Raw genomic sequence first — 26092 nt, forward strand, 5'->3', positions numbered from 1 at the left:
ATGATTTTAAGAGAACAAGTTTTAGTAATAGATTGTGTAACAACTTTGCTCTGATAGTTATCCACATCTGGGACAAGCGCCCTGTTCCAGATAAAAGTTTCATTAAATTCGCCAAATAGGACATGCATGTCATGGTGTATCACACTCCCTGGATCGATAATAGATTCGAAAGGGAGATAGATATGGGAAATAGTGACTTTGATTTCAATTTGCTGTATAGCCAACAGTTAGGAACACTTATAAGAACAACTAGAGAAGAATTAGGTTGGTCCAGAGAAGAACTAGCTCATCGCGCTGATATGAGTGATCGAAATTTAGCCCGAATTGAAACTGGCAGTACAACCCCGCTTTCTTCAAATGTTTGTAAACTAGAGTATGTTTTAAATATTAATGTCAGTAAATTTAACGCGGAGTTTATAAAACGAATAAATTGGAAACACCAATTTTAATGCTATATCACTATTAACTGTAATCCTATGCTTTTTCTTCCTTCACATCTCTATCAACAAGATTGCATCTCAAATCTTAACGAAAAGGAGCAATGAAATGACAAATGTTCTCATCGATTATCATGTGAATGAACAAACAATCGCCCTACTTCCAGCCACTCACATCGACTACGACACCATTGTCCTGGAAGTCGGCCGCAAGCTCTACGTCAAGAAAACACCGCTTCAACTCATTAAGCAAGCATGTCTAGCTGGTGGCGCCAGTTATGATGGCAGGCGCAAAGCTGTTATTTATCAAATGGGTGTGAAACGAAAAGTACCTATCCCGATATGCCCGCAGAGAAAACTCTTCGCCTATCCTACTCAGTCACCTAGTGAGTTTAACTGCCACTGGATCTTCTATCACCATGTCCAATCGATCAGGCCAAACCTATCGATTAAAAATCCTGACATCAAAACGATTATTACTTTCAAAAACGGTGAACAAATATTTATGAATGAATCCTATTATGTATTTGAAAAGCAAATGCAGCGTACGGCAATTTGTATTTTGTACAATACAGATTTTCAGAACCAACGTTTTACCGTCTAACTTCAGCAACACACGACCGACCATCCCATTCTCAATTCCATTACCGAAAGGGCGTAAACAAATGAATATGATCAAAGAAATGAATGCGTTTTATATCCAAAGTGAATTGCACCAACTATCCTCGTCTGCATGTGTGTTATGGTATACTTTGCTGCAAGTGAACAATAAAGTAGGATGGAAAAAGGAGTTTACCGTTGCGGCCCCGTTACTTCTTAGCAAAAGCGGACTTTCCAAAGCTAAATTTAGAAATGGGCGGACGGAATTAGAGGAAAAAGGTTTTATTCATGTACAATCTCGCGACGGGAACCAATCAGCCATCTATCAGATGGTGAGTTTAACGAATTCAGACGTCAATCCGAACCACAGTACAACCCACATAAACGACGACAAAGAAGACGCCTGCCAAACTAAGGAACAGAAAACAACCCACAACATGACCCACAAACAAGCCGACAAACCGGCCCTATTAAATAAACAACATATTTTAAAAGAAAACACAGACAATACAACAACAGCTACAGTTATCTTTTATCAAGAAAACTTTGGGAACGTAAAAGGTCATTTAAAAAATGAATTACAAGCATGGGAGCAAAAAGTCGGAGAAGAACTCCTGCTAGAAGCGATGAAACAAGCAGTGGAAAGCAATATTTATAAGTGGAATTATGTCAAAGGAATCCTGAGAGAATGGGACAAAAAGGGCCTTACAACGATCGAACAAGTGGAAGCAGATCGACAAGCGTTTAAATCAGCAAAACAAAATAAGAATCCTGGCAAAGAGAAGGAAATTATACCAAGTTGGTTCGAGGAACGAAAGGATAAACCCGCTGCGTCAGTTTCACAAGAGGTTGCAGATCCTGTAGAAGTAGCGAAGGCAAAGGCCATGCTAGATAATTATTTGAAAGAGAAAGAGGATAAGAACATTTCTAAGGCAACGTAAGTGGTAGGAATTTGGAATGCGGAGTGGACAGTTGATATGGTTGACTGATCTTTGATTTTGGATCATGCTTGGCTTGGTTTTGTTCACTAGTTTCAAATTTTTGTTCACTCTTTTCCCAGGTTTATTCACTGTTTTCTGATTTATGTTCACTCCCAGGAGGGTTTTGTTAGACCCGATAATAAAAGCACCTGCCTAAAAGACAGGTGCTAACACGATAAACTTAAGCGAGGTGTGCTCCCTTTTATAACCAGTATATCATTCGACATTTTTTGTCAAATTACGGGTGATGACAGGCACTGTTCCCGTTGTACGGATGGGACTGAGTGGGACAAGTGCCCTGTCCCCGTGTCCCACTTTTACTTTTCGGTTTTACTTGCTTCTTTCCAGTATTCGCGTAGGAATACCCAGCCGACGGATAGCATTAGGCCTAGGACAAAGGCTATGGCTGTGTTAAGCATCACGTTTGGTGAAACTGGATTTTCTGGTTCGTATGGTTGTGCTAGAATCGAAAATTTGTTTTCTACTTGATAGACATCTAGTAAACTTCTTCCTTCTTCATAGTTGTTGTAATAACGGTTGTACATATTAGTTAAGCTTGTAATTTTACTATTAATCTTTTCAAATTCTACTTGCTTATTTCGATCTAACGTGTCAAACTCTTGGATTTCTTCGGTATCAATAACGAATTGATTCGATGAGCTTGTGACAGCATCCATGATAACGATGGTTGGTAACCCTTCTGTTGCTCGGATGTCATTGTATTCGACTAACAATTCATCTAGAGATTCTTTCTCAACTTCAGCTTGTTGTTTATAATCTTCTGTTAGCGTTGTAAGACGTTCTGTAATAGTCTCTGATGTATAATCGATCGATTCATCAATCACGGTATTTAGTATTTCTTGCATTTGTTGTGGATCCGTTCCTGAATAGGTCATATCAATCATTTCGCTATCTTCAGCCAATTCTACTGTAAGATTTCGTTGAATATCTCTTGCATCTAAGTCTTCCACATCTAATTTATCTGCTACTCTAGTTAATAAATCCAACGAAGTTAGACGCTCTTGCATAATTTGTGGTGACACAGCTTCATTTAAGTATGATGCATACTCTCCAGATATGTCTTCTTGATTGACACTGTTTACTAGGATGGTTGCATTTGTTTCATACGATGGTGTTAAAAAGAATTTACTGAACGCACCAGCTAACAACGTAAGAACAAGCGTCACGATCACAATTGTTTTTATACCTTTTAATAACGTATCAATAATTTCCTTTAAGGATATTTCTTCTTCCATTTACATTCACTCCGATTTTCAACCTGTACTAAGGTGCATTATAGTTGCCTATCATAAACTATTAAAATATGTAACAATTTACATTATATTACAAAATTCTACATTTTGAAATATGAAAATTACTAATCTATTATTCTTTTATAGAAACTTGTCGATTGGTAATGCTTTGGCGAAGACATAGGCTTAGTGCTCTTGAAATTTTCAACTACGCCGATGATTCAACTGCGTTAAATTTTATAATTTCTATCAATGTAAGAAAACCGGGCAAAACCCGCCCGGAATAATTGTTGTATACCTATCCATTAAAACATCTAAAAATACCGATAAAGGCACATATACCTTTGGAATTTTAAATAAAATCTGAATTTTTATACTTTTCAATGCATTTTTTTGTAAAATCATGTTAGTATATATATATAAATAGGTAGGAAAACATATTTATTGATGACCTCCCCAAAAGTTCATTGATATATATTTCCTACCTATTTTGTTTTCTAACCTAGAGGAACAATTAAGTCAGACCTTGATAGAGCACCTTAGTCAAACGGATTGATTGCGGGGTTGTTCCCGAAGCTATTCCATATGCGAAGGATTACATGTTGGTTATGCCCATCTAAAGAAGAAGCCTTGCGAGATTGCTCTCAACAAGACTTCTTTTATCATAAGGCCTCTCTATACTGTGGACAACTTCTGTGCTCGCGATACCCCTGATATTAATCTCTATTGTTAACAATTTGTTCATAGCCTTTTACATAGCCACTAAATTGTTCGTATTCTTCTGATACCTCGGCATATAGCTTATTTGCTTCGTCTTGATTATTTTCCTTCAATGCTACATACCTTATTGCTTGCTGTCTGAGGTACTGTTCCAAATCCTCATCCGCGGAAACAGAGCCCCTTTGTAATGCTTGATCTGCTTTCTGAAGTTCACCTTGAATGATATACGCCTGTCCTGCAAAATAATGAGCATCTTTGTTGATGTTGATGTTTCTTTTATCTGTAAAACGCTCGCTGTATCGTTCACTTATATCCATATATTGCTCATAATAAGCAACAGCTATAGCCGCATCATCTAGTGCTCGATCTAGCTTATTTTTGGTTGCCTGTTTTAGTGATTGCTCCGATTGAATACCAATGAGTGCGTGATAAGCAGAAACACGGAAACGATCATTTTTAATGGATTTTTCTAATAAAGCAACTGCCCGTTCTCTTTCACCTAATCGTTCAGCCATTCCTGCTAGATCATACATTAATTCACCATTATGTGGCTCTAGTTCTTCAGCTTGATGGATTAAATCAATGATTTCTTCTTTCATATTAGGATTGTTAGATTGGGCATACGCTTCTTCATATAACTTGGCCAAATCAATAATTCTGTCTGGATCGTATGGATGGTAGTTTATTACACTTAATAACCTATCCTCTTGACTGGATAAAGAGTTTTCTTTCGCTAACTGCTTATATTCATAATTTGCTAATGCTACTCTACTAGTAGTAAACACCATTACTAGTGTTAAAGGTAAAATCACAGCATACTTTAAGATTTTCTTTGTTTTTAATGTATGTATCCATTTCGTTTCTTGAGGAGGTAAAAGGATTGCAAATGCCCAAAATAATACAAACGCAGTAGTACCATATGACATATTAAAATCCATCGCACTATGAGCTAAAATCATGACAATGGAAACAAGCGCTGCAAGATTAAGAGTTTCCGCATTTACTTTACGTTCCCTCCAAGCGACTTGTACTGACAATACGATTAAACCTACAAGCACGCCTAAAAACAACAACCCACCAATCCAACCAAGGTTTAGTAGTTCATTTATATAAAAGTTATGAACATCTGTTGCCCAGAAGGGAATCTCTTGATACTGTGTAAATAGGACACTCCAACTACCTCCACCAAAGCCAAATAGAGGTGCATCCTTGAACATTTGCATAGCTGTATTATACATATCTTGACGAGCGCCAAGACTGCCATCGGACAGACTAATTGTGCTGACTCTATTTTGTAAATTTGAAGGTAACAGCCCGTAAATGAATCCTTTATTCACGATATCAAGTACTAATGCCACTCCAATGACCGCCATCAAAGTAGGAATTCCCATAATGACCGCAATGTTCACACGCTTTGATAGATTCGGTGTGACATTCTTTGTTATATGTTTATACCCTATCACCATTAACGTTAGTAAAATAGAAGCAACAAGTAGATAAATCAGTTCTGACACTTGAAACGTTTTTAAATCACCTTGTAGCATATTAATATAAACAATTCCACTTCCTATGACAAGGAACAACGTAAACACCATATACTCTAGTTGTCGTCGGACATTACTTAACAAGATTAAGCCAACAAACCATACAATTGGGAAAATGACGAATACTCCCCTTGATGAGGAGAATACAACTCCTATTAACAGTGGTACGAGTGGAATTGCATAAATGATGCCATCATACCAAGAAAGCTTGGATTTTGTTAGTTGAATTAAGCCAAATAAAAGAAATGCAGCTGTTATTGCAGCAAATGTATTCGGATATTGAATCACGCTACTCATTCTACTACCTAGAAAACTATCTTGAAATTCCACAACGCCCCATTTCGATAAAATACCAAATACAGCAATCCATGTACCGGTTAAATAGAATATGTAAGGTAATGCTGTTTTAACGAACGGAAGTCTTTTTGCATCAATTAAAAGATAAAGCATCGATGCATAGGTAGACCAACGAATAACTTCATGAATGGTGTCATTTGGTGATTCGGCGGTAAAAACACTTAATGCATATAATAGAGGAAAGATAAATATATATGCATACTTATATTGAAAGTCTTGATTGATCAGAACCCAAATCAATGTACTAACTAGGATGACCAACGACCACCAGATAAAATGTGTATCAAAAAATAACCCTTTTGAATAGGGTGAAATAATATATGTAAGAGATACTAAGCTAAATAAAATATATAAAACGATGTTTTTCGTCATAATTAGTGCTCCTTTTCCATTGTTCCTCCATCATTATAGCATTTCAATGTACAAAAAAATACCTTTTACAGCATTTCCTGTAAAAGGCAACATGTGTCTGTTATTCTTCCTCTTGTTCTTCAAATACAAAGTCTCCAGATACCAGTTCTTCATCGCCTTCAAGCACTGTTAATCTGTATGCTCCAGAACCTAATTGTTCAAATGTTTGAGCTGGAAGACCATTCATGAATTGTTTCCATTCACCCTGAAGGTCGTATGGAGCTTCCGTTAGGACTTCCCAATCTTCCCCTTCGTTTTTGCTTAGTTGGATCTTAATATCTTCGGCTGTTTGAGTCTCTTTTGCATTCACAACGAAGTACGGGGTTTCGCCTATGGTGAATAGGTTTCTGGCTTGGACTTCTGTATCGTTAACTTTTTCGCCAAAGGTGATATTAAAGTTAGATTCTTCTTTTCCTTCCTCACCTAATAACTTCTCATCATCCGAGTTGTTACAAGCAGTTAGCAAGAATAATAGAAAAACTGTAGTTAGTAGTATGTATAAATTCTTTAACATCTATATTAACCTCCAATATAGTAGTCCATTACTATTATATAATATCTTATTTTATTGGAAGATGAAAGGGTAGGATAATGAATTGGAGCGGAAATTACTTTCATTTGAATATAACCAAAAAAAGAGTGAGCACGAGGCCCACTCTTTTTATTAATTAGTCTTGGTAAACATCAACTGTTACACCAAATTCTTTAACTTCGTTCGCTTCATCAGAATCATCTGTGAAGTATTTGTTTGAAGTGAAGTCGATTTCGATTTCATCTCCATCTTCATGGTCAGCACCATACACATAAACAGTTACAGTACTTGATGCACTTTCACTGAATACTACACTGAACTCACCTTCGCTTGGATTTGTAGTATCAAAGTCAGAAGCTAGTTCTAGTTTTTCGCCGTCAGCATCAACAACAGTAAAGTAAGTTGCTGCAGCCCCTTCGTTTGATGCTACTACAGCTTCTGTAAATGTTAATTCAATCTCACTTACATTACCTGTTTCATTAACTAAGTTAGGGGTGTTACTATCAGCATCTTCATCATATACTTCTGGTGCAATGCGGTCTTCTACATCATGTGTACCTTGGTCAACTTCTTCACCGTATTCATTAACAGAATTTTCGTCTACGACCTCAAGTTGAACACTGTCTAAGTCGGCAGGTAGAGCATCGTCAGAAAGTTCGAATGTTAATACTGTGTTACCAGCTGAATTCAAGCTAGTAGATACTTTCTCAATATCTGCACTTTCATTTAAGCCGTTGAATTCAAAATCATCTTTATCAAATTCATCTAGACGATCTTTAAGTACAGCGACTACAGTGTTAGTATCTGTTGCATAGATTTCGTCAAACTCAACAACATCTTCGCCAGCAACATCTACTTCGGATTGAAGACCAGTTTTATTACCTGAATCATCAGCTACACGTCCAACATATAGTTCTAAATCATCATAGTTAGTTGAACCATCCCACTCTTCATCAAGAATAGTGATTTCTACTGATGAATCATCTAGAGTTTTAATTTCAGTTCCATCTACATCCGATAAATCATAAGCTTTATCTTCATCGGTAGTATCAACAATTACATACTTTTCTAAGTCAGCAATTGAGTATTCACCAGTAGTAGACATCTTTTCAGGGTATCTTACTACTAACTTATGCTCATCAGTGCCCTCATAGAATTTAGATGTAGCATCTGCAGTTAAATTAGGAGCATTCTCATCTGCAACAGCGAAGTCTTTAGTTGTTTTATCAATTTCGTTACCTGCTAAGTCTTCTACGCCATCAACTACAATAGTATAATCTCCTACTAAATCATCAGTAGCGTTAATTGTTACAACATCGCCATCTACATCGATTGAACCAGCAAGGTCAGTTTCTTCGCCATCTTCATCAAGGATAGTGAAGTTATCTCTGTCAGCTTTAACATCTTCAGAGAATGTTAGCTCTACTTCTGATTCAGAAGCATCAATTTCTTCAAGTACTGGAGCTTCTTCATCAACAGTTACTTCTACTTCTACAGTTGTTTGATTTTTGATATCGTTACCCCAAAGGTCAACAATAGCTTCACCTGGTAGGTAAACGTATGCTGTACCTTGTGGAAGTTCATTGTCATTATCATCGTCCACAAAAGTTAATGTTAGTTCATTACCATCAAGTTCATAGTCAACAGCTGGGTTGTTAGAGTTTGTATGATAGAACTCATCAGCATCTATATCATTTTCATCGATATCGATATCTTCATCGAATACTAATGTTACACTTCTTGGAGAAGCATCTTTGTATCCAACTACTTCTGGAGCATCTTCATCAACTACAACATTTAGAGTTTCAGTAGTTGCCTTAACGTTGTATCCAGCATAATCTTCTAGTGAACTATCTACAGAAATATCAACTGGTCCTTCTTCAAGATCAGCGTAAGTAGTAACGTTAACCTCTGTACCATTGTTTAATACTTCTACAGATTCAATGTAGTAGTCTCCACCATCTACTTCAAATGCATCTTTTAAGTCTACAGTTTCACCAGCTTGGTTTTTGAATGAACTACTATCTTCATCATAATAAACATCAAGTGGTTCACTGAATTTAACTTTAATTGTATCTTTACCAGCAACTTCTGCACCAGTAACTTCTGGAATAGTAGTATCGAAGAATTCAACTTCTTCAACCACTTCTTCACCAGTTACAACTTCATCAACAGTTAAAGTGTATACATCTTGGTTGTTTGCTACTTTTTCATTATCGTCAATTGTAACAACAACTTTTACTTGAGAATTAACTGAAGCTACTTGTACGTCACTTTCTACAACGTCAACAGAAATATCTAATTCTTCTCCATCTTCATCTTCAAGAATGTAGTTGTCCACATCTTCAACAGCGTCAAGATCTACATCACCAGATAGAGTTAATTCAACTTGCTTGTTGTTAGAAGCACTTACTTCATCAACAGCTGGCTCGTAGCTGATTTGATCAGTAGCTTCTAGAGCACGATAGATCATTGCAGCTAATTCACCGCGTGTTACGTTATCTTTTGGTGCGAAAGTAGTATCGCTATAACCATTAACGATTCCGTTTGCGTAAGCAGTTTCAACTTCCGCTTTTAGTGTACCTTGAAGATCTTCAAAAGAAGTCTCAACGCCACCATTTAAGCCGAACGCTCTAACGATCGTTGCAGCAGCAGCTTCACGAGTTAGGTTATCATTAGCGTTGAAGTTACCATCGAAATCTCCACCGAAAATGTCTGATACAGCATCAATGTGCTCATAGAATGTCGGAGAGTTTACAGGAGTTACGTCTGCATAATCTTCAACACCGTCAGCTTCAAGTCCTAGTGCGTTTGCAAGGTACTTCGCTGACTGTGCACGTGTTACTTCTTCTTTTGGACGGAATGTGTCGTCAGGGAATCCGCCAATGATATCTTGAGATGCCAAGAAACTGATTTCTGCTTCGAATTCAGTACCTGCTACATCAGTTAGGTTAGTATCCGCAGCAGATACCGCTGCAGGTACTATAGCTGCACCAGCTACTGCAGCTGTTAATGTTGTTGCAAAAACTTTACGGTTGTTCTTTTTTTGCTCACCCATTATTTAAATTTCCTCCCTTATTTTGACTATACATTTAGGAATATATTTAAAACTATGTATAATAGTTTCCTAAAGTAATAGTTGGATTACTAGATGTTTATCATTACAAGGATTAGTATATTAAACATCCTGGTAATAGTCAACTAGATTAGACAAATAATTCCATATTTGGTAATTGGTAAAATTATCCAAAATGCTAGTACTATTGTAACAAACTTCCACCACCCAATCAATTATTAAAATTCTATGAACCTTCAAATCTTATGTACACTATTTTCAATCTAGAACTCCTTTTTTTAATAAAGTGAAACTTCTATCAATGGGGGGGCTTTCAAACCCACTGATTGTTAATCGGACATTTACTGGCAGCTGATCTCAACTTACCTTATTTGGTGTTACCTCGTAGATTGAAATAGGGGCATGCGGGATAAATAAAAAACTGGAAGGGCCATAGAGCCTCTTCCAGTTTTTCGCTGTTTATTTTGCATCGATTGTTTTATACATCAGAATTGAAAAGTCTTGTCTTGTAATTGGATCGTGGAAGCCAAATTCAGATTGATTGATCCCTTTTGTAATATCATTGGCATAAAGCGCTTGGATTGCCGCTTCAAATTGATGTCCTTTCGGTATATCAGTAAACTGTTTATCGGACTCTCCGCTAATCTTGAATGCACGTGCAAGTACAGCGGCCATTTCGCTACGTGTTAATTTTTCCGAACGATTAAATTCACCGCCTGCACCACGGAAAATCCCCGCTTCTTTTGCAGCTGCAATTTCACGATAGAAGTCTTCCCCTACCTGAACATCTGCAAAACCAGTGTCATCCACATCTGGTGTTGGGAGTTCTAATGCTCGAACAAACATGAGCGCTGCTTGCACGCGTGTTAATGTTTGTTTCGGACGGAAGGTATCGTCATTAAAACCGCCAATAATGCCTTGATCCACAAGTTGATTGACTTCCTCTAACCCACGATGATTAGGGGAATAAGCATGAAAGTCATTAAAACGGATCAGATCAACATAGCTAGAAGCGACATAGCCCGCTTCCCCATCTTCTGTCTCAATCGGATACCAAACAAAGTGATTATATTGGGAGGATGGATATTCCATTTCCCCTGTTAGTTGAAGGAGTTCACCTTCAGGTAGTGGTTGTTCTCGGATCACCTCACCATCAGGAGCATCACGAAGATTAACATTACCAGTCGTTACAATCGTATCTCCCTGTTCGTATACTTGATGGGATTTCACCGGTGAAGCATCTATATTGTAATGGAGTTTATTGTTAAAATAGATTAGCGAGCTGTCTGGTTTGTATTCTAGATCAAGCTGACTTGGCTTAACTAACGGGACTGTCGTAAAACTATTTTGTTCAATATGACGATACACCTTGTCTTGATAGGTTTCTGCACCATATTCATCTGAGATCGTATGGCCGTATTTTTCTTCTCGTACTTGTTCGTCTAATGTTGGGTCATTGATCTCTGATCTACCATTATAGGCCATCACCGCAAAATACCAGTTTTCTAACTTTTCCTTTGAGCCATCATTGATGACAGGTAGTGCCGTTTCTGCATAGGTTTTATTCGCTAGTTCCCACTTCTCTAGCAGAATATCAATCCCTATTTCGATATTATAGTCGATATCATAGCTTAACTTGTCTTTTTCTTCAGGGTTGTCATCAAAATAACTGTCTGACAACGTCACTTGCATGATGCCAATCCCACCATCCTCACTTGCATTTAATAATGGGTTACCATCTGAATCAAATTGACGCCATCTACTTTCTTGCCACGCTATTGCTTTCACAATCTCAGGTGGAACATCATGTTCGATCGCTGCCTCTGTTAACAATTGGTTGATTTCTGCAGTCGGTGGGTTTTCGTGACTATCTGATTGCGCATCACTTGCCGCTACGCTACCCACTTGCGCAAAAGCAACCATTGCTAACACCAATCCAACTAGTAACGGCTTAACTTTTCTCATCTTTTTCTCCCATCCCTTCTACTATTCCTATTGTCTATTATACTCGCATTCTATTAGATAACTAGTAACAACATTTACTAGTTTATCACACATAACCGGCGAGGATAAGCTTGGATGATTTATATTATATAATAGTAGAATTTAGGAGTTTTAGTTATAAGTGGGTCTATTTCATGGGGAATAATCGTGTTTTTGTTTTTCGGAAGGGTGGGTAGTCTGTTAGTTTTATTATGGGTTGGTAGAAGGATGCCTAGGGGATTTTTCATGGATCTGCTGTGACAGGTCTCGCTCTCGGTTGATTCGTGATCCTTTTCTCGTAGATAACAATTTGCTCAGATTCAGCTATTGTTTAGGTGTTTTATGTGACGTTAATCAGAACACCAATACAGCGTAGGTAGAATACGGAGACTCCTATGGTAACAGCACGAGCCGAAGATCCACTTGGTAAAGTGGTTTTCTTTACCAAGTTAGCTGAGGCCGTGCCCATGGAAAGCGGAGTATTCTACCGAAGCGATTGTGTACCACTCAATTAACAGTAGGAAAAAGATAACTTAGTAAAAAAGTTAAAAAGGAGCACCAAAAACAACAATCTTTTTAGAAAACAGCTTAAAATTGCGACAAAAAAAAAAAAAGACCTTCACTATCACTAGTAAAAGTCTTCTTAGCTCTATACCTGCTCTATAAAATCCTCCAACACCGACAACAACTGCTCTTTCTTCGATACAAACTTCTTCGGCTCAAACGTGCTCGCTTGCTCGATCACATCAGCAAGCGATTCGTCTTCTTTCCACTCTAAGATATAGCCCGCTTCGGTAAAGATGCTAATGATCTCGAGTTGGTGGTCATCATTGTGCTCGCCGTATTTGTTCAAACGTGCCGCTGCGATGACGCGCTTATCTTTTTTCAAACCAGTTATGATTGATCCAGTACCACCGTGACAAATGATCAACCGGGCATCATCATATAACTTTGACATTTCCTCATAGGAAACGAACGGAATCAGTTTCATTGCGTCGCTTTTGTATTTGGTATTACCAGATTGGACGATGATCTCTTCATCCAACTGAAGCTGTTGTTTTGCTTGTTCGATCGCTTGAAGTAACCTGTCAAATGGCATCTCATGCGTTCCTAATGTAACGAGTATCAATAGATCGTCCCTCCATAGACAGCGTTCGGATAAAATTCCTTCATCGACTCCCACTGGACGACAAATAAATCGGCAATTGGGTACACCATTCGTCCTGATAAGGTTGGGCTTTTTGATTTGGCAAAGCTTTCAATAAAGATCACTTTTTTTCGAAACAGCTTGGCAATGTAACACATCGGCACCGAGGTATGGGCGCCGGTTGTAATCACGATATCTGGTCGTTCGCGTAAAAACAAACCGACAGACTTGATGATATTAAAACTAAATTTGAAAATATAGCGGATTGGATTGTTTCTTGCCCCATATACTAAAAATGACATCGGGTATTTATCCTTCATCTGCTTCGTCACTGGCGTTGATTCAGTCACAATATGATAGTCATACTGTTCAAATAGTGACTTCAACTCCAATAGTTGCGTCAAGTGGCCACCAACAGAGGCAATCAATAACAGCTTTTTAGTTTGTTTCTGTTTGTTGCTCATCAATCAATTCTCCCTTGTATATCGCAATCACCTTATCCAATAAGGCCTCACTATTATGCTCACTCGCACGGCGCAATCCATTTTGCTGGATCGTTGCCACCTGCGCGTCATCAGATAACACGTTTTCCATTGCTTCAGCTAGTTTTCCTGCATCTTTAACCGGGACTCGAATCCCACACTCATCCTTTAACAGGACTGACAAGCCCCCGACATCACTGCCAACGACAACCGTGCCAGAACTCATCGCTTCAAGTGCCACAAGCCCAAAGCCTTCCATCCAGGACGGAAGCACTAACATCTCAGCGGTGTTCATCCATTCGGCTACATCTTCAGGGGATAATACCCCATGGAAGGTAACAGCATCTTCAATCGACAGGTCACTCAGTTTTTGTTCGACCTCGGTTAGGAAGGCTGCTTGTTTATGAGTACCAGCTAAGTGAAGCCGTGCTGTTGGTTCTGATTGGTGTACGTTTTGGAATGCCTCCAAAAGCTCTAGCACCCCTTTTTCGCGAATAATGTTTCCAACAAACAAGATCACTTTTTGATCTTGGACGTTTAACTTTTGCTTGATGGCTTCTGGGTCTCTTGGCTTGAAAATTTGCTGATCCACACCCATCGAAATAATCGAAAGCTTACCTGCTTCCACTTCGAAGTCTTCACGCAAATCTTGGTACAAGCCATGGCCGACACAAATAACATGATCAGCCTCATGTAAAATCCGTTTCGTCCAGTTGAAAATCCGCTCATTTTTTCGAGCCATTTTATCAATGTCACCACCATGAACGGTGACGATCAACCGGCGTTTCCACAGTTTTTTTGCCATTAACCCAAAGATGCCAGCCGGGAACACGTAATGAACATGGACGACTTGGTACTGTTTACCCTTTAGTAACACATGTAAAAAGGCTTGGAACATCCATAGCAAATATTTACGCACTACATTGACTTTTCCTGAGCGTGGGTCATGAATCGCCACAACCGACGCCAGCCAGCCACGCCCTTTTAGTTGCTCGACTTGTTTTTTGACAAAAATACCGAACGTAGGATAATCCTTGGTTGGGTACATATTACTTAACACTAATACTCGCTTGTTCACGCTTTGTCACCAGCTTCCCGCTGATTTGCCTGCTTGTAAAATTGTTGCTTTTTGTTTCGTGCTTGGAACAGTCCCCATAACAATGTTTCTGTTTTGTTGACTTGTTTAAAGATCTCGCCATAGTTGGCCGATGGTTCCAGCGCCTCACATACTGCAACGAATTCCCCTGCCTCAAATGCTTGGAAAGTTTCCACATGAGTGACATTGTCGGTACTGTATAATAAGGAAGTTTTATGGTTCGATAATGCCACAAAACCGTCAAAATCTATTGCTTGTGAGGTGAATTGTTCAATCGCTTGATTTTTTTCCGTTTGCACTGCTGAAACATCAACGACCCGATTGATGTAGACTGGCTCAATCGGGCAGTTGATTTCATAACACCATATTTGTCCTTGGTAATCTTCCCTTTTGACGGCTTCTTTTAACGTGTTGGCCGTTGCCACATGGTCGGGATGGCAATCAATATAAATCGGAACCAAAATGAGATCAGGTTTCACGGTTTTAATAAGATTCGCAATTGCTGCGATAAACGGTTCATTTGCCACTAGTTCTTGGTCTTTAAAATCTAAGAAGTGCATCTCATTAATGCCAAGAATCTGTTTTACCTTCATCGCTTCATCCCGACGCTGTTTCATAATCGTTTCGGCTGGCAGGTTGGAATTACTTTTCGACCCATCAGTCATGTAGGCGACATGGATGTCTGTACCTTGCTTACTCCACGCCTTCAATGTACCGCCAGCACCGATCGTTTCATCATCCACATGTGGCGCCAGTACGAGCACCCGGTTTGGTACGTCGGTATATAACGACTGATTGCCTTGGTACATCTTGGCAAGAATCGTTTTATTTAACGGTGTAATTAACGGTCGCGCTGACCGAATCAGTTGTCTTTTCATCATGATCACCTTTCTTAAGCACAGGTGGCTTGGTTCCTATTCGGATTCTCTTGGCAAATACGTGTCAAAGTCGCGCTGCCCCATAATAAAACCGAACAGAACAAAGAAGAACAGTGGGAACACATCCATTTCCCAAATATTATAAATCGCACCGCCACTCCAACTAAATAGCACGATTAAAATGCCTAACTGTGTGAATGGATGGCTATCGCGTTGTTTCCATACGAGATACAGCATGCCAATCAAGAAGATCGCAAATAAAAGCACACCGATGACTCCTGTTTGGGCGATGACTTGAGTATATTGTCCATCTGAATAAAAGTCTTCTTTAAATCCATACTCTTCAGCAATTGGGGAGCCATATGCTTTCGTAGCAGAATCCCCATACGTTCCAAAGCCAGTACCAATCAGTGGGTGCTGCATGAGATTGTCGAACGCGCCCCTAATAAACATGAGACGGCCACTGTTTGCGCTTCGGTCTGCAGATGAACCAACACCGCCTTCTTGTCTAACAATCTCTGATAAACTTCCGCCTGGTTGGCTTACACTGTTTTCATTTTCACTTTCTCTTTCTCTTAATTGATTAATCCCATCTTCAGAGAATAATAGTTGAATCGTCTCCCAACCAAAATCAGGTTGCGTAGAAACAAATTGAACAGGTTCGACGACAAGCAATTGCGCGATGACTAAAATCAATCCTAGATTAAGAATTTTTCGCCAGTTTCGAACCATGATTACATAGATCAGTACAAGTGCTGCTGTAATTAACAGCATCCCTTTCGAGTCGGTTAAGAAGAAGATCCCTGCAGCGAATACAAGTGACAGGTCGATCAACCATCTCAAGTTTTCCTTGATGAATCGACGTAAATACATGGTCGTGATGAACGCAAACACCATATAAATCGCTAACTGATTCGGGTTATTAATTAATCCATAGATACGTAATCTGTTGCGGTGATTCAACTCTGTTTCTTGCCATTCAAGTGGCATCAACCATTCTCGTGCTGATATTTTTTCAGCCAAGCCTTGGATGATTAACAGAATCATCATGCCAAATGTGAGCCATAGGAACTTTTTGACATCTTCGCGCGTAATCTCGAGCCGAACCACAATATAATAAATCAAATATAGTAAAAGAAAAGCTCGGAATTGAAAAATGATCGCAACCGGCTCAATCCCGGTTAGTAGTGCTGAAATCGCCCCGACGACGAGATAGGCAAAAAATGCCCATTCGAATAGGCGAAAGTGAAAGAGCTTTTTCCAGTTTCCATTTAGGATATAAATAATGATCACAGAAATAAGTGCACCAAAGATCATCGCATCACTGACGCCCTTTAATGCATCCTGATAGGTGGTTAATAAAGGCCGTATTGGAATGTAGACGACAAGCAGTAGCATCGCTTGCTTCGGTCGTAGTAATCCAATCACAAAAAATATCGCTGTGATTGCCAGTGCCACCATTCGAAGCGGGAACAGCACCCCAATCACTAATAACAGAATCGAAATCAAAATTGTTGTATTATCCTTTATTATGTGCTGCATGCAAAGTACCATCCTTAAGTTTAATAAAAATTCTAGATTATTATAGCATTGGACAAGGGAGATGACAAATAAGGATCGATGACGGACAGTCCCCATTTGACCGCACGGTGAACGCTAACTTTAACGTTTTGTAATCGTTTGTTACATAAATTTAATGTAGAGGGGTGGTAGGGGCTTTTGGGTCAGAGGGTTGATACCGTGAAAACTGTGGCGAATTCCGTGAAACGCTCACACCGCCCCCCCTAAGTATACACTCTGGTGACAGCACCTCCAAGAGACGGAGGATCCAGTGAAAAGGTAGCGTAATTCCGTAAATAATGAAAGAATTCCGTAATAAACAACATATTCCCGTAATAATCTCCATTATTTCGTAAAAACCACATTCCCCCTCCAACGCTAGGCAGATTGTGTTTATATCCTAAAGATGATAAGATATTAATGATTTTTAGAGGTGGAAAAAGTCCACATTTGTCGACTGTTGCCTCTGTTTTTTAACACGTATTTTATGGAAATGGGTGGATTATACATTGAAAATAACACTTTCAGGCTTCTATGGTGCTGGAAATACCGGTGATGAAGCAATTTTAGAAGCGATTGTTGATAATTTAAAGGAACATTTAGATTCCCCAGACATAACGGTTTTGACATTGAACCCTGAACAAACTGCGAAACGCCATAACGTCAAAACCGTCTATAAAGGTTGGCGCAAAGAAAATAAAGACAAATGGCAAGTGTTACGGGAATCCGACCTGCTAATCAGTGGTGGTGGTGGGCTACTACAAGATACGTACCCGACTAAGGTGATCTCTGGACCACTTCCCTACTATTTAATTATTGTGCTAATGGCAAAACTTGCTCGCACAAAAGTGATGTTTTTTTCACAAGGGATTGGCCCCGTCAATACGAAATACGGGAAATCACTAATGCTTAGCATTGCCAACATGGCGAACTTGATTACGGTCCGTGATGAGCATTCCAAATCATTGTTAAAGAAATTGAAAGTGACTAGACCAGAGACAGTGGTCACTTCTGATATTGTGTTTGCGTTTCAACAAAAACAAGATACGAGTTGCTTTGACAGTTTGCCACAACAATGGAAAGACAATAAAGATAAGCTCGTTTCTGTTTCGATCCGTCCATGGTTTGGTCGTGAGGACCATTACGACAATTTTGCCGACAGCTTGGACCGCATGATCGAACAAGACGGGGTGTACCCTGTGTTCGTGCCGATGGAAGGTAAACACGACGTGCGTGCATCCGAACAAGTCGTCAAGCGCATGAAGCATGCCGAACAGTGTACGATTTTAAAGGAAGATTTTACCCCGAACCAATATTTAAACTTTATTGCCACGTCCAAACTAGTGGTAGGGATGCGCCTGCACGCCCTTATTTTTGCGACGATTGGCAATGTGCCACACATCGGGATTAGTTATGACCCGAAAGTGGAAAGTCTATTAAAACGAAATGAGCTGTGGGATTATTCGTTCCCGCTTGATGAGATCGACCCGGCACAATTGGCAGATAATGCGCATCATATTTTGGAAAACGAAGCAACGTTTAAAGCGAATTTAGCCAAGTCTCTTGAAACACTACGGGCAGAGGCGTTACGTAACATTGACCTATTAAAAGACCATTTTGTGAAAGAAAGATAAAAAGTTGGAGGACTTACTATGCATATTTTATTAACGACGAGTTTTGACTATCCTCACACAGGCGGTTTGTCTACCCACGTCCACACGTTAAAAGCTGGACTAGAAGAAAAAGGACACACGGTCGATGTCCTGTCTTTTTCCGACATAAGCAAGGCTGCTCAATTAGGAGTGGTTCGAGGACCTAGTTTTGTGATGAATAAATTTGTCAAAGGTTCTGGCATTATTTGGAGCCGCCGAGCACGACGCAAACTTCTTTTAGACCAAATTAGAAACTATTTAAAAAGTCATGATGTTGATATTATTAACGCGCAAGATGCGTATGCGACGTTAGCATCGGTTAAAACTGGTGTGCCAACGGTGATGACAACCCATGGATATATGGCGTTTGAGATGATTAGTAAAGGATCGGTTGAAGAAGGCAGCCCGCAAGCAGACCACCTACACAGAATGGAAGTGGTCGCATACCAATCCGCAGGGCAAGTCCTAACTGTCGACCAGCGTATTAAAGATTATGTGAAGGAACGCGCAGATGTCGATGCGATTGCGATTAAAAACTTCATTAATGTGACCGACTTTGCACCAAGTAAAGATAAGAAAGAAGCATTTCGCAGCAAATACAACATTGATCAAGACGCCAATATTTTATTCATCCCGCGTCGTCTAACACGAAAAAATGGTGTGATTCAACCGGTGAAAGCTTTACCGAAAGTATTGGAAAAATTCCCGAATACACACTTGTTGTTTGCTGGTGACGGGGAAGAACGCCAACCGATTGAGCGATTAGCAAATGAATTAGGTGTGCAAGACAATGTGACGATGTTAGGGTCTGTGTCTCATGATACGATGCGCGAGTACTATTCCTTATCAGACATCGTGCTCGTGCCAAGCATCCATTCCAAAGGGGTGGAGGAAGCAACTTCGATTTCTGCACTTGAGGCAATGGGCTTTGGTACCCCTGTCATTGCTGGCGCTGTTGGTGGATTGAAAGAGTTAATTGATGACCACGTACACGGCCTGCTTGTCCGCGCTGAAGAACCGGAACAATTGGAAACAGCAATTACCGAGCTCTTAGGTGATTTGGAGACGGGAGAAAAACTCGCCGCAAATGCACGTGAAAAAATTGAGGCAGAGCATTCTCACTTAGCTGCGGCTGATCAATTTTTAGCTGCTTACCAATCTTTATATGAACGTAGGAAGGCACATGTCTAAAAAGTTAGCTGGCACCGCCCTGATTATTACATTTTTATCGATTGTCACGAAGTTGTCGGGCTTTTTGCGTGAAAGCATTATGGCCCGGCAATTCGGTGCATCGGCAGAAACCGATGGGTATTTACTTTCGTTTACGTTTGTAACGTTAGTCGTTGCCATGATTACAAACGGTTTTAATAATGCATTTTTACCTTTATATGTGAAAGATAGTAAAAACGGAACCGCATCCGATCGCAATGCCAGCAGTGTCATCAACTGGCTGTTTTTAGCGTTCTTGGCGTTTTCGATTATTTGTTTTATCTTTGCTGGGCAAATTGTATCGTTTATTTTTCAAGCTGCTAGTGGGCAAACAGAAATTGTTGCAACGCAATCCACGCGTGTGTTTGCCCTATTTTTAAGTGCTGTTTCATTAAACGGGATGTTTGAGTCGTTTTTACAGGCGAAGCGCGTGTTCGTCCCTTCCCATATTGCGCGATTGTCGCAAACGTTAATGAGTGCGTTTTTCGCGTTATTCTTTGATGACCAATTAGGCATTCTCAGTTTACCGTATGGGTTTGTGGTCGGAACGATCTTAGGGATTACCGTGCAAGGTGTGATGCTGTGGCGCACGAATTTCCACTGGCAACCGTCCTTACAGATGGAACCTACTTATCGAAAGCAGTTCCTTGCCTTATTATTTCCCGCTTTATTAAATGCGGTCGTTGGTCAGGTCAATTTGTTTGTTAATAAAATCTTTGCTTCAGGAACGACCGAGGGGGCGGTCACTTATTTAAACAGCTCCTCCTTGCTCGTCAATATTCCCGGGCAAATTTTTTCCACGACACTAGCTGTGATCATTTTTACGTTACTGTCGGAACAGACTGACAATCTGGATAAATTTAAGCGAACGGTTTACAGTGGGCTTGAATTGAGTTTGATTTTACTCGTGCCGATTTCATTTGGGTTTATTGTTGCTGGCCAACCTTTGATAGCCTTGATCTACGAAGGCGGCGCGTTCACGTCCCAGGACACTGCGAACACATTCCTGGCAATGCTGATGTACTTGCCGTTAATTATTACGCAAGGGATGCAGTTCATTGTGGCCAAAGCGATGTATTCGCTCGGAAAAGTGGCGACGATCTTCCGCATTAGCATCACGACGATCTTATTGAATATTATATTAAATGCCGTATTGGTACAGCCGTTTGGCTACCCAGGCTTAGCGGTTTCTAGTTCGTTAGTATCATTCTATTACTTCTCGATGTGCGCCTTTTCGTTATACCGCAACTTTGACAAAGGCGAATTTAATAAAGTGTTCCTACTAATCGGGAAAGTAATCATGTCCGCTGCAGTCATGGTCATCCCGCTGGTCCTATTACGCAGCTACACACCGGTTCCAGCGCTAGCACCACTCATGCAGCTCATCATCATTGTACCGCTAGGCGCTGTGCTCTATGTCGGTGCAACATATGTATTGAACCGGACTAGTTTTTATAATGTAATTCGATTGGTTAAGAAATAATTGATGAAGCGCATCCTTGGAGGGTGCGCTTTTTTTGGTTGGAGTGGGGTGGGGGGGGCTTGGTTGGGGTGGGTGCGCGTAACTTTTGGGCGGATACGCGCAACTTTAGCGGACTTGCGCGTATCCTACTCGCACTTGCGCGTATCTGGCTCGCACTTGCGCGTATCCCGCTCAAACTTGCGCGTATCTCACTCGGACTTGCGCGTATCTCGCTCGGACTTGCGCGTTTCCGGCTCGAACTTGCGCGTTTCCGGCTCGAACTTGCGCGTATCTGGCTCGAACTTGCGCGCATCTTACTCGGACTTGCGCGTATCCTGATCGGACTTGCGCGCATCTGCCATAAGCTTACGCGCAACTCTCCATTCGAGCGTACTGATTGAAGATGCAGATCGAGAGTTGCGGTTGCATCTTAATTTTTGCGGATGAAATCTAAAACCGTCACGAAATTCTTTTATTCTTATTTACATATTTCTGTAAGTGTTTGTGGCCAGATTATTATTCCTATACACAACAACAACTGGTAATTATTGCTGTTACTCCCCCCAATAACACTGATAAATAGAAAGTATCTGTATACATATACTGACTAGAAACATGAACTATACTGACGTAAGATTCGGACACATATATCCGTATTATTAAATGCTACTATGGAAAGAGGTACATCTTATTATCTACTTGTTATAATCTGATATAATATGAAGAAAGGTGGTGGTTTTATGTTAGAACAACAAAACAACGAATCCAAAAGCAAATACGCTTGGGTTGGAAAATGGGCGAAAATGACCGGTGAACGTGCAAGAATTGACGCAAAAGTAAACAACACCTATATTGTCTATGAGAAAAACGGAAAACTGGTCAAGGAGTTTCCCAATGGAGATATTGTCCCGTTTGATCAGAAGGGTGAATCCTAATGCACACACATCGACCGATATTCTTTGTGTTTGCGGGGAATAATGGAAGTGGGAAAAGTACGTTACGTAATTTAATCGTTGATAAAATGGGGGTTGATATTAATATTGACCCCGATGCGATCGCTCGAAGAATCAATCCTAATCACCCGGAATCTTACAGAGTTACTGCAGGAAAAGAAGTCATTAAATCGGTGCATACGTATATCAAAGAAGGAAAAGATTTTTCCATCGAGACTACACTTGCCGGTAAAAATGCGATCAGGCAATACAAAAGGCCAGAAAGATGGGCTATGAAGTAACCATGTTCTACGTTGCACTCAGTGATGTCAACCAAAATATTGAACGGGTTGCCATGCGGGTTAGAAACGGTGGTCACCACATCCCAACAGAAGATATCATTAGAAGAAACAATACTTCTTTTCAACACCTTTATGACTATGCATCCATCATTGATAATTTAGTTTTAATTGATAACAGTAAAGATGATGGTGATAGGGTACTCGAAATAAATAATGGTACCATTACTTATGAATCAAGTAGCATCCCTGATTGGGCACTACCAGTATGGGAACAATTCATAAAAAAATAATTAACCATGATTATAATAAAAACCGATTTTTTAATATAATCGGTTTTTTTACTGTTAAAGTACAACTATCCGAAAATAACTAAATGTTTATATAGAGTAGTGTAATAATCTGTTAATGCTTCTATGCTACTGCAACCATAAACTATTGTTGGAATGCAATATCTTGAATACATATAACATCATGATGAAAGCTTGATTGTTATAGCGTGGGGTTTTCGCAAATTTTTTACAGATACGCGCATACTGGGACATGCGCGCATCTGACTCGAACTTGCGCGTTTCCGGCTCGAACTTGCGCGCATCCTACTACGACTTGCGCGCATCCGGATCGCACTTGCGCGCATCCTACTACGACTTGCGCGTATCTGGCTCAAACTTGCGCGTTTCCGGCTACGACTTGCGCGCATCTCACTCGGACTTGCGCGCATCCCGCTCGAACTTGCGCGCATCCCGCTCGAACTTGCGCGCATCTCACTCGAACTTGCGCGTATCTGACTCAGACTTGCGCGTATCTTACTCAGACTTGCGCGCATCCTGCTCAAACTTGCGCGCATCTGGCTCAAACTTGCGCGTATCTGGCTCAAACTTGCGCGCATCTGGCTCGAACTTGCGCGCATCTCACTCGAACTTGCGCGCATCTCACTCAAACTTGCGCGTATCCTACTCGAACTTGCGCGCATCTGCCATCAGCTAGCGCGCAACTCTCCATTCGAGCGTACTGATTGAGGATGCAAAAAATGCGCACCATTAAAGATGCGCATTCCCCGAGTATTACTGTCTATATTTTTTCACAATGCCTTCCATATAATCAAGAAGATCTTCTTTTAAATCCTCGCGTTCCAAGCTAAAATCCACGGTTGCTTTGACAAAGCCAAATTTATTACCAATATCATACCGTCGTCCGGTAAAATTATAGGCAAACACTTGTTGGGTAGCATTTAACTGTTCAATTGCATCGGTTAGCTGGATTTCATTCCCTTTTCCTGGTGGCAGATTGTCTAAGATCGGGAAGATTTCTGGCGTCAGTATGTAGCGCCCCATAATCGCTAAGTTGGAAGGCGCTTGATCTCTTGATGGTTTCTCCACAAGCGATTGCACCTGCTTTGTTTTTTGCCCGTCGGCATCCGGTTGTTTCGGATTAATAACCCCATAATTTGAAACTTGATCATATGGCACTTCCTGAACACCGATCACCGATGCTTGTTGCTGATCATACACATCGATTAATTGCTTCAAGCATAGCTCATCAGACTGCACGATGTCATCACCTAATAGCACCGCAAATGGCTCGTTGCCAATGAAACGGTTCGCAACACTGATTGCATGCCCTAAGCCTTTGGGTTCCTTTTGTCGTATGTAATGGATATTGGCCAAATCAGAAATAGCTCGTACTTCTTGAAGTTGCTCTGTTTTCCCTTTTTTCGCTAATGTCTCTTCTAATTCATAAGAGATATCAAAGTGGTCCTCGATCGCGCGCTTACCACGACCAGATACGATAATAATATCTTCTATCCCGGAAGCGACCGCTTCTTCAACAATATATTGAATCGTTGGTTTATCAACAATTGGTAACATTTCCTTCGGCTGCGCTTTGGTCGCTGGCAAAAAACGTGTACCAAGACCAGCAGCAGGAATAATCGCCTTCTTTACTCGCATATGCTACTCTCCTTTAATCCCATACATCTATTCTAGAATCCACTTACAAATAGTTTATCATAGAATGGGACAGGGGGACAGGTTTGTTGTCCCAGTTAAGAATGGGACAAGTGCCCTGTCCCCATGTCCCACCCGGTCCCTGTCCCACTAAAAAATAGTCTGCCCTTGGTGGACAGACTGTGTTGGTTTGTTATTTCTTTCTGCCGCCATCTATTAATTTTAAGATTGGGCGGTATTGTTCGCTGATTAAGCCTGTTACTTCCACAATCAGTTCAACTAAGACCAATAGTGTGATCAAGAGCATGGTTGATCCCCACATCGTTGCTTCGGTAAAGATAATCGCGGAAACACTGAACAACCCACTTAATGCATAAATGATGATCACGGTTTGGCGATGACTAAACCCTAATCGTAATAAGCAATGATGTAAGTGTAATTTATCCGGTGACGACAATGGTTTGTTGTGAACAATGCGGCGAATGATCGCAAACAATGTGTCAATGATTGGTACCGCTAAAATAATGATTGGTACCACTAGTGAGAATACAGCAACGTTTTTAAATAAGCCCATCGTTGCAAGCACACTTACCATGTAACCTAAAAATAGCGAACCAGTATCCCCCATAAAGATTTTGGCCGGGTGGAAGTTAAACACAAGGAAGCCTAACGTACTTCCAAGCATGATGAAGCCAACTAATGCAATCAATGGTTCTCCCATTGTAATCGCCAATCCTGAAATCGTCAGCAACGCAATCGACGATACACCTGCTGCCAATCCATCTAACCCGTCGATCAAGTTAATCGCGTTTGTGATGCCGACAATCCATAAAATCGTGATTGGAATTGCCAAAAAGCCAAACTCGATTCTTCCACCTAATAGGTTAAAAGGCAATGTTACGAAATCAATTTGCACGCCACCAAGCACGGTTACCAGTGCTGCAAGTAGTTGCCCGGATAACTTCGCTTTCGCACTAATTTCTTTTAGATCATCAATAAATCCTGTAAGAATAATGATGAATGCCCCAACAAAGATTGGCCACGCTGATATGGTTTGTGGTAGAAAGATGAGAAAGCCTATGACAAAGCTTAAATATATAGCTAAGCCGCCCATTCTAGGCATAATTTTTTTATGAACTTTTCGATCATTTGGTTGATCAACTGCTCCAATTTTGATTGCAAACTTAATTACAAATGGTGTGATTACAATCGCTAATACAAAAGCAACTGCCATAGCAATATACGACATCGTTATCCCCCTATTATTGAGATATTTATTAGTTTTAATAGTTTAAAAGTTTTTTAGATTTTTTTACGTCTAATGCATTCTGATTTATTATAATGAAACCTTTTTAAAAAATCAATAGTCTATAAGTTCCGTTACGATTACGATTTCTTTACAAATCGACAAACTTCAAGCGTAAATCAAGTCGAAAAACGTGGAACGAACCGAATTATGTTAATGACGTTCCTTTTGCAATCGTGCTTTTATGTGGTTGCACAAACTGGACAATTCGCCTGACGCGGTAATTGGCA

21 protein-coding genes are annotated in these 26092 nt (G+C 40.2%); 9 read left to right on the forward strand and 12 right to left on the reverse strand.

All coding sequences use genetic code 11. The annotated features are described in order from the left end of the window. The first annotated feature begins 182 nt into the window (after positions 1–182). From FCI53_RS14980 to FCI53_RS14990, 3 genes are all read left to right on the forward strand, one after another. Positions 183–449, forward strand: coding sequence for a helix-turn-helix domain-containing protein (locus tag FCI53_RS14980; RefSeq protein ID WP_171038200.1), 267 nt, complete (start codon positions 183–185; stop codon positions 447–449). 97 nt (positions 450–546) lie between these two features. Continuing rightward, positions 547–1041: a competence protein ComK gene (locus FCI53_RS14985; protein WP_138419866.1), complete on the forward strand. Its 495-nt coding sequence runs from the start codon at positions 547–549 to the stop codon at positions 1039–1041. Between the two features lie 61 nt (positions 1042–1102). Then, on the forward strand, positions 1103–1978 hold the full coding sequence (locus FCI53_RS14990) for a DnaD domain-containing protein (RefSeq protein WP_171038201.1): 876 nt from the start codon (positions 1103–1105) through the stop codon (positions 1976–1978). 356 nt (positions 1979–2334) lie between these two features. Here FCI53_RS14990 and FCI53_RS21540 read toward each other — a convergent pair whose 3' ends face one another. The 10 genes from FCI53_RS21540 to FCI53_RS15045 all read right to left on the reverse strand — a co-directional run bounded on the left by FCI53_RS21540 (position 2335) and on the right by FCI53_RS15045 (position 17038). Next, positions 2335–3273 (reverse strand): Wzz/FepE/Etk N-terminal domain-containing protein, encoded by a 939-nt coding sequence (locus tag FCI53_RS21540; RefSeq protein ID WP_171038202.1) that lies wholly within the window; start codon positions 3271–3273, stop codon positions 2335–2337. Positions 3274–3986: 713 nt separating this feature from the next. Then, entirely contained in the window at positions 3987–6263 is a 2277-nt protein-coding gene (locus FCI53_RS15000) for an O-antigen ligase family protein (RefSeq protein WP_138419868.1), read from the reverse strand. Positions 6264–6363: 100 nt separating this feature from the next. Next, positions 6364–6816 (reverse strand): hypothetical protein, encoded by a 453-nt coding sequence (locus tag FCI53_RS15005; protein ID WP_138419869.1) that lies wholly within the window; start codon positions 6814–6816, stop codon positions 6364–6366. A gap of 154 nt (positions 6817–6970) precedes the next feature. Continuing rightward, the gene (locus tag FCI53_RS15010; RefSeq protein ID WP_138419870.1) at positions 6971–9892 is read right to left on the reverse strand and encodes an S-layer homology domain-containing protein; all 2922 of its coding nucleotides are present in this window, start codon (positions 9890–9892) and stop codon (positions 6971–6973) included. Positions 9893–10369: 477 nt separating this feature from the next. After that, positions 10370–11875 carry an S-layer homology domain-containing protein gene (locus FCI53_RS15020; protein WP_138419872.1) on the reverse strand — a complete coding sequence of 502 codons (1506 nt, stop codon included), beginning with the start codon at positions 11873–11875 and terminating at the stop codon, positions 10370–10372. A 667-nt stretch (positions 11876–12542) separates the two neighbouring features. Then, positions 12543–13022 (reverse strand): PssE/Cps14G family polysaccharide biosynthesis glycosyltransferase, encoded by a 480-nt coding sequence (pssE, locus tag FCI53_RS15025; RefSeq protein WP_138419873.1) that lies wholly within the window; start codon positions 13020–13022, stop codon positions 12543–12545. After that, on the reverse strand, positions 13019–13504 hold the full coding sequence (pssD, locus tag FCI53_RS15030) for a PssD/Cps14F family polysaccharide biosynthesis glycosyltransferase (RefSeq protein WP_138419874.1): 486 nt from the start codon (positions 13502–13504) through the stop codon (positions 13019–13021). Before pssD ends, pssE begins: the two co-directional genes overlap by 4 nt. Further along, complete coding sequence (locus tag FCI53_RS15035) at positions 13479–14600, reverse strand: glycosyltransferase (protein ID WP_138419875.1); 1122 nt, start codon at positions 14598–14600, stop codon at positions 13479–13481. Before FCI53_RS15035 ends, pssD begins: the two co-directional genes overlap by 26 nt. Next, on the reverse strand, positions 14597–15496 hold the full coding sequence (locus tag FCI53_RS15040; RefSeq protein WP_171038203.1) for a PIG-L deacetylase family protein: 900 nt from the start codon (positions 15494–15496) through the stop codon (positions 14597–14599). The genes FCI53_RS15035 and FCI53_RS15040 overlap by 4 nt, the downstream gene beginning before the upstream one ends. A gap of 36 nt (positions 15497–15532) precedes the next feature. Further along, positions 15533–17038 carry an O-antigen ligase family protein gene (locus FCI53_RS15045; protein ID WP_171038204.1) on the reverse strand — a complete coding sequence of 502 codons (1506 nt, stop codon included), beginning with the start codon at positions 17036–17038 and terminating at the stop codon, positions 15533–15535. 527 nt (positions 17039–17565) lie between these two features. Here FCI53_RS15045 and csaB point away from each other — a divergent pair. The 6 genes from csaB to FCI53_RS22160 all read left to right on the forward strand — a co-directional run bounded on the left by csaB (position 17566) and on the right by FCI53_RS22160 (position 22903). Next, positions 17566–18690, forward strand: a complete 1125-nt coding sequence (gene csaB / locus FCI53_RS15050) for a polysaccharide pyruvyl transferase CsaB (RefSeq protein ID WP_138419878.1) — start codon at positions 17566–17568, stop codon at positions 18688–18690. 18 nt (positions 18691–18708) lie between these two features. Next, positions 18709–19899, forward strand: coding sequence for a glycosyltransferase family 4 protein (locus FCI53_RS15055; RefSeq protein WP_138419879.1), 1191 nt, complete (start codon positions 18709–18711; stop codon positions 19897–19899). Beyond that, positions 19892–21400 carry a murein biosynthesis integral membrane protein MurJ gene (gene murJ, locus FCI53_RS15060; RefSeq protein WP_138419880.1) on the forward strand — a complete coding sequence of 503 codons (1509 nt, stop codon included), beginning with the start codon at positions 19892–19894 and terminating at the stop codon, positions 21398–21400. The genes FCI53_RS15055 and murJ overlap by 8 nt, the downstream gene beginning before the upstream one ends. A gap of 719 nt (positions 21401–22119) precedes the next feature. Beyond that, entirely contained in the window at positions 22120–22314 is a 195-nt protein-coding gene (locus tag FCI53_RS15065; RefSeq protein ID WP_138419881.1) for a hypothetical protein, read from the forward strand. Next, positions 22314–22613 (forward strand): zeta toxin family protein, encoded by a 300-nt coding sequence (locus tag FCI53_RS22155; RefSeq protein ID WP_342774219.1) that lies wholly within the window; start codon positions 22314–22316, stop codon positions 22611–22613. Before FCI53_RS15065 ends, FCI53_RS22155 begins: the two co-directional genes overlap by 1 nt. Further along, positions 22598–22903: a hypothetical protein gene (locus tag FCI53_RS22160; protein ID WP_342774220.1), complete on the forward strand. Its 306-nt coding sequence runs from the start codon at positions 22598–22600 to the stop codon at positions 22901–22903. Before FCI53_RS22155 ends, FCI53_RS22160 begins: the two co-directional genes overlap by 16 nt. 771 nt (positions 22904–23674) lie before the next feature. On the opposite strand, the gene galU is transcribed toward FCI53_RS22160, so the two are convergent. After that, positions 23675–24559: a UTP--glucose-1-phosphate uridylyltransferase GalU gene (gene galU / locus FCI53_RS15075; RefSeq protein WP_138419882.1), complete on the reverse strand. Its 885-nt coding sequence runs from the start codon at positions 24557–24559 to the stop codon at positions 23675–23677. Between the two features lie 190 nt (positions 24560–24749). Beyond that, positions 24750–25805 carry a glycosyltransferase family 4 protein gene (locus tag FCI53_RS15080; protein ID WP_138419883.1) on the reverse strand — a complete coding sequence of 352 codons (1056 nt, stop codon included), beginning with the start codon at positions 25803–25805 and terminating at the stop codon, positions 24750–24752. Between the last annotated feature and the right edge of the window lie 287 nt (positions 25806–26092).

It is taken from the genome of Aquibacillus sediminis (assembly GCF_005870085.1).
GTDB classification, from domain to species: domain Bacteria; phylum Bacillota; class Bacilli; order Bacillales; family Amphibacillaceae; genus Aquibacillus_E; species Aquibacillus_E sediminis.

Bases quoted from the DNA above. Each gene is read 5' to 3' on its own strand.
- galU (WP_138419882.1), bottom strand. From the start codon at position 24,559: ATGCGAGTAAAGAAGGCGATTATTCCTGCTGCTGGTCTTGGTACACGT.
- FCI53_RS15065 (WP_138419881.1), top strand. From the start codon at position 22,120: ATGTTAGAACAACAAAACAACGAATCCAAAAGCAAATACGCTTGGGTT.
- FCI53_RS15080 (WP_138419883.1), bottom strand. From the start codon at position 25,805: ATGTCGTATATTGCTATGGCAGTTGCTTTTGTATTAGCGATTGTAATC.
- FCI53_RS15040 (WP_171038203.1), bottom strand. From the start codon at position 15,496: ATGAAAAGACAACTGATTCGGTCAGCGCGACCGTTAATTACACCGTTA.
- FCI53_RS15045 (WP_171038204.1), bottom strand. From the start codon at position 17,038: ATGCAGCACATAATAAAGGATAATACAACAATTTTGATTTCGATTCTG.
- FCI53_RS21540 (WP_171038202.1), bottom strand. From the start codon at position 3,273: ATGGAAGAAGAAATATCCTTAAAGGAAATTATTGATACGTTATTAAAA.
- FCI53_RS22160 (WP_342774220.1), top strand. From the start codon at position 22,598: ATGGGCTATGAAGTAACCATGTTCTACGTTGCACTCAGTGATGTCAAC.
- FCI53_RS15020 (WP_138419872.1), bottom strand. From the start codon at position 11,875: ATGAGAAAAGTTAAGCCGTTACTAGTTGGATTGGTGTTAGCAATGGTT.
- murJ (WP_138419880.1), top strand. From the start codon at position 19,892: ATGTCTAAAAAGTTAGCTGGCACCGCCCTGATTATTACATTTTTATCG.
- FCI53_RS22155 (WP_342774219.1), top strand. From the start codon at position 22,314: ATGCACACACATCGACCGATATTCTTTGTGTTTGCGGGGAATAATGGA.
- FCI53_RS14985 (WP_138419866.1), top strand. From the start codon at position 547: ATGACAAATGTTCTCATCGATTATCATGTGAATGAACAAACAATCGCC.
- FCI53_RS15000 (WP_138419868.1), bottom strand. From the start codon at position 6,263: ATGACGAAAAACATCGTTTTATATATTTTATTTAGCTTAGTATCTCTT.
- FCI53_RS15005 (WP_138419869.1), bottom strand. From the start codon at position 6,816: ATGTTAAAGAATTTATACATACTACTAACTACAGTTTTTCTATTATTC.
- pssD (WP_138419874.1), bottom strand. From the start codon at position 13,504: ATGAGCAACAAACAGAAACAAACTAAAAAGCTGTTATTGATTGCCTCT.
- FCI53_RS15010 (WP_138419870.1), bottom strand. From the start codon at position 9,892: ATGGGTGAGCAAAAAAAGAACAACCGTAAAGTTTTTGCAACAACATTA.
- FCI53_RS14980 (WP_171038200.1), top strand. From the start codon at position 183: ATGGGAAATAGTGACTTTGATTTCAATTTGCTGTATAGCCAACAGTTA.
- FCI53_RS14990 (WP_171038201.1), top strand. From the start codon at position 1,103: ATGAATATGATCAAAGAAATGAATGCGTTTTATATCCAAAGTGAATTG.
- FCI53_RS15055 (WP_138419879.1), top strand. From the start codon at position 18,709: ATGCATATTTTATTAACGACGAGTTTTGACTATCCTCACACAGGCGGT.